Here is a 3,564-nt window from a genome sequence, read left to right on the forward strand (position 1 = left end):
GAAGTGGAGCGCGAACTGGCCTCGCTCAAGGAGCAAACGACCGCTCTGCGGGCTCGCTGGACGATGGAGCGCGACGCAATCACCCGCATCAGCGAGCTGAAGAAGAAGATTGAAGCGCTGCGCTTCGAAGCCGAGGAGCAGACTCGCAAGGGCCAGCTCGACCGGGCGGCGCAGATCCAATATGGCGAACTGCCCAAGATGGAAGCCGAGCTGAAGCAGTTGAATGCGCTGCAGGATGGTACCTCCAGCGTGGCGCGAATGCTGAAAGAAGAAGTCGACGAGGAAGATATCGCCAAGATCGTCAGCAAATGGACCGGCATTCCTGTGTCGAAGATGCTTGAGGGCGAGGTGAACAAACTCGTCCACATGGAAGAGCGGCTGCGCGAGCGCGTCATTGGGCAGGATGCTGCTCTGAGCGTGGTGGCGAATGCGATTCGGCGTTCGCGTGCTGGACTTAGCGATCCGAAACGACCGATTGGTTCATTCATTTTTCTTGGGCCTACGGGCGTGGGAAAGACGGAGACAGCTCGCGCGCTGGCGGAGTTCCTTTTTGACGACGAGCAGTCGATGGTGCGCATCGACATGAGCGAGTACATGGAGAAGCATGCGGTGGCGCGGTTGATTGGCGCGCCTCCGGGATACGTGGGATACGACGAGGGCGGGCAGTTAACCGAGGCGGTGCGGCGCAGGCCGTATGCGGTCATCCTGTTCGACGAGATTGAGAAGGCGCATCCCGATGTGTTCAACGTGCTGCTGCAGATCATGGACGACGGGCGGTTGACGGACGCGAAGGGTCGCACCGTGGACTTCAAGAACACGGTGTTGATCATGACTTCAAACCTGGGGGCTGCGTTTCTTGCGACCGAAGCGCTGAAGACTGAGCACGACTTCGACATGGCGCGCGAGAGCGTGATGCGGGTGTTGCGCGAGCACTTCAGGCCGGAGTTTCTGAACCGCGTGGATGATATGGTGATCTTCCGTCCGCTGGGGCATGCACAGCTCGAAGCGATTCTCGAATTGCGGTTGGCCGAGGTTGGGAAGCTGCTGGAAGACCGGCAGATATCGCTGGAGCTGACGCCATCGGCACGGGAACTGATCCTGGCTTCGGGTTCGGATGTCGCATACGGTGCGCGGCCTTTGAAGCGCGCGCTGCAACGGATGGTGCAGGATCCGCTGGCGATCAAGATTCTGAACGGCGAGATTCTGCACGGTTCGCATGTGCGGATCGGCGTGGATCGCAAGTCGAACGAACTGCACTTTGAGCCGATGGGCCGTGAGGCGATGGCGTGAAGCTGTGAACAGTGGTCAGAGATCAGTGGTCAGTGGATCGGGCTCTGCGAAAGCAGAGCCCGATTTGTTTGCGGAGCCGGCGTACCGTCCCCAAAGTTGTTCGCACCGATCTGAATTGCCAGAAGCAGATTCTTACGTTTGGGGCCCCGTTCACTCAGAATGACACCGTTGGATTTCGGTCAAGGGTCGCCGTGCTCATTTGGCGAGGGCTGATTCGATTGCGGATTGAACTTCTGGCGAGTCGGGAGTGACCGCGGGCTCAAAGCGTGCTACGGGATTGCCGTTGCGGTTGAAAAGGAACTTGGTGAAATTCCACTTGATGTCGCCGCTGAACTTCGGATCGGAGGACTTGTCGGTGAGAAATTGGTATAGCGGCGTCTTATCGTCCCCCAGCACGGAGACCTTGGACATCATGGGAAAGGTCACGTTGTACTTGCGGGAGCAGAATGTCTTGATCTCCTCATTCGTTCCTGGCTCCTGCTGAGCGAAGTTGTTGGCGGGGACGCCGATGATGACGAAACCACGATCCTTGTACTTCTCGTAGAGTGCTTCAAGACCTGCGTACTGGGGTGTGAAGCCGCACTTGCTGGCCACGTTCACCAGCAAAACAACCTTGCCACTGTAACTCATAAGGCTGACTGGCTGGCCCTCGATCGATTTGATAGTGAAGTCGTAGATGCTGCCTGGACTAGTTGCGAACATTACTGCCGTCGCGAGAAACACCATGAGAGCCAGGATCGGTTTGCGCACTGAATTCCTCCTTGAATCCGGGGCTGCAATCGATCATAAGGGGCAGGGCCGTCCTGGTTGTCAAGAGAATGTCAACGACACGAAGGTTGAAGCCGGGACGGCGGCAAAAGCATCTAGTTTGCAGGTGGCGAAGTTGGAGATTCCGTTCTGGGTACGAAAATTACAGCAGCTCTGGAAGCTGGTGCGTGAGAGTCATGCGCGGCCGCTGGCCGGGACGCACGCGAAGCCGCCTGAGGTGGGCGCGGGGAATACTGCTATTACGTTTATCGGGCACTCGTCTTTTCTGATCCAGACGGCGGGGCGCGCATTGCTGATCGATCCGGTGTTTGCGACGCGGCTGATTGTTTTGCGAAGGCAGCGGCGGCCTGGATTGCGGATTGCGGATCTTCCGCGGATCGATGCAGTGCTGCTGACGCACGCGCACATGGATCACCTGAACCGGCCTTCACTGCGGGCGATTACGCGGCAGATGCGCCAGCGGGGATTGCCAGCTCCGGTGGCGATTGTGCCGAAGGGCGTTGAAGACCTGGTGGCAGATCTCGGGTTTGCGCGCGTGGAATCGTTGGAGTGGTGGCAATCGACGGAGCTCAACGCAGCGCCTGGCACGGAGACACAAAGAGAACCCGTGATCCCAATCGAGCATGGCCCGATTGCGCAACGACCGGTGAGGCAGGAAACTGTGACGATCACAGGGACGCCTGCGCGGCACTGGGGTGCGCGGATGTTCAATGACACGCACCGTGGATTTGGCGGTTACGTGATCACGTCGAAGGGCGGCCCAACGATCTACCACTCGGGGGACTCGGCATATTTCGGCGGGTTCGCGGATATTGGGCGGCGTCTGCAGCCGGAGATTGCGCTGCTGCCGATTGGCGCGTATTTTCCGGACAGCTATCGCGCGGTGCATACGAGTCCGGAAGAGGCGCTGCAGGCTTTCGTGGATTTGCGCGCGGACGCGATGATTCCGATGCACTATGGGACGTTTCGCCTGGGACGCGAGCCCATGGATGAACCGTTGCCGCGGTTGTTGCGCGCGGCAAAGCGGGCTGGCTTAAACGAGAGTGTTGTGCCGTTGGCGGAAGGGGAGAGTTGGCTGAGTTCCGATGCTGTTGAAACTGAGCGGCCGGTGTCGGTGGCGGGTGGCCAGGATTTCCGGGGCTAAGGCACACGATTCTTTCGATGCCATGTATTCAGAGGCCTGAAGGCCTCCGCTCCCTCCAAAGTCCGTGGTTTCCCACTCATGCCGCGATGAAGCTGCGTCATGAATGGGGCACCCTTCTCTGTTCAGCGGCTGAAGGCTCCCCCGGCGGCCTTTTGGACTCATATGCAACGTTTCGGTTGCGCGTTAAAGAAGAGCAACTGCAGATCCTTCGACTCCCTCTGGTCGCTCAGGATGACAAAGCTAAAAAGAGAAAAGCAGGGCGGCCCAGGATGACAGGCAAAAGAGATAGCTAAGCAGGACTATTTGAGAGCTATTGGCGGAGTTCGACTAGGGTTGCGCCCTGGCCGCCTTCGTTCTGGGGG

At 58.8% G+C, this 3,564-nt stretch carries 3 protein-coding genes; 2 read left to right on the forward strand and 1 reads right to left on the reverse strand.

Features of this window, described 5'->3' with window-relative positions; translation table 11 throughout:
* Positions 1-1,290 (forward strand): AAA family ATPase (locus WA354_RS20145; protein ID WP_472814810.1); only part of this gene is annotated, 1,290 nt, incomplete at its 5' end.
* Between the two features lie 195 nt (positions 1,291-1,485).
* Here WA354_RS20145 and WA354_RS20150 read toward each other — a convergent pair.
* The gene (locus tag WA354_RS20150; protein ID WP_472814811.1) at positions 1,486-2,040 is read right to left on the reverse strand and encodes a glutathione peroxidase; all 555 of its coding nucleotides are present in this window, start codon (positions 2,038-2,040) and stop codon (positions 1,486-1,488) included.
* Between WA354_RS20150 and WA354_RS20155 the strand changes: the two genes are divergently transcribed.
* Positions 2,015-3,202, forward strand: coding sequence for an MBL fold metallo-hydrolase (locus WA354_RS20155; RefSeq protein ID WP_472814812.1), 1,188 nt, complete (start codon positions 2,015-2,017; stop codon positions 3,200-3,202). The genes WA354_RS20150 and WA354_RS20155 overlap by 26 nt on opposite strands.
* Positions 3,203-3,564 lie beyond the last annotated feature (362 nt).

The organism is Occallatibacter sp., assembly GCF_049802275.1.
Taxonomy (GTDB): domain Bacteria; phylum Acidobacteriota; class Terriglobia; order Terriglobales; family Acidobacteriaceae; genus Telmatobacter.